This is a genomic window from Methylobacterium iners (assembly GCF_022179305.1).
In the GTDB taxonomy this organism is placed as follows: Bacteria; Pseudomonadota; Alphaproteobacteria; order Rhizobiales; family Beijerinckiaceae; genus Methylobacterium; species Methylobacterium iners.
The window spans coordinates 1-1,104 of sequence record NZ_BPQP01000156.1; the positions used below are offsets into that span (position 1 = coordinate 1).

A 1,104-nucleotide genomic window follows, 5' to 3' on the forward strand; every position below is an offset into this window, starting at 1 on the left:
CTTGAGCGCGTTTGTCACGACTTCGTTGACCATCAAGGCGAGGGGAGCCGCCTTGTCAGCCAGCACGGTCGTTGGTTCGAGGTCGAGCCTCACACCGATGTCGCGGCGACCACTGGCGCTGACCAGATCACTCACGATGTCGTGCACGAACTCGGCCACGGAGAAGCGGGTCACGTCGTCCGACTGGTAGAGCCGACGATGAACGGTCGAGAGCGCCTCGATGCGCTGCATCATCGTCCCGAGGGATTGCTGCACGATCGGATCGGTGATGGTCGCTGCCTGCATGGAGATCAAGGCCGTGACCATTTGCAAGTTGTTCTTGACCCGATGATCGACCTCGTGGAGCAGGGCCGTCTTCAGCTGCAGAGCGTCCCGTCGCTCAGTGACGTCGAACTGCGAGGCAAAGAAATACTGCAGCTCGCCCGCGGCCGAACTCACCGGGCTCATGTACAGCGCATTCCAGAACGGCGTGCCGTCCTTGCGGTAGTTCAGTACGTCGACGTTGATGTCGGACCTGGCCGCGATTGCATCTCGGACTTGGCGCACGCTGTCCTGGTCGGTTCCCGGACCTTGCAGGAAGCGACAGTTGCGCCCCATGACCTCGTCGCGGTCATATCCCGTCAGGTTCAGGAAGGCGTCGTTGGCGAAGACGATGGGGTTATCGGGCTGTCTTGGATCAGTGATGATCATGGGCATGCGGGTTGCCCGGATCGCGGCTGCAAAAGGATCGCCTCGACCGAACTCGTGCGTCAGCCGCTCCGTCATCTTCCAGGCGTCAGGCCGCTCCATCATCTCCCCGCAGGTTCTTGGATGCTGACGACAATCGGTGACGAAGATGTCTTCGACGCATGAGGCTCGTCATTGACACTGGTGCAATACCAAGTGTTGGCGCGCGGCAATCGTCCCTGGCTTCTCGTCAACAATGGTCTTTACGTAGCGATAAAAGTAACACACTAGAACGCGGATACCCGACGCGCCGATTGTTTAGGCAAACGGCACGGGTTGTCCCTCTCCTGTCATCGGCAGCAAGTCCAGCATCGCCAGCGGCCGGTAGCGGCCCAGCCCCTCTCGCGACGGGCGACCGCGGCGGCGCACGACCTCGCG

At 61.2% G+C, this 1,104-nt stretch carries 1 protein-coding gene; it reads right to left on the reverse strand.

The genetic code is table 11. From position 1 onward, the window contains the following. Positions 1-765 (reverse strand): PAS domain-containing protein (locus MFF55_RS26455; RefSeq protein WP_238247212.1); only part of this gene is annotated, 765 nt, incomplete at its 3' end. Positions 766-1,104: the final 339 nt, after the last annotated feature.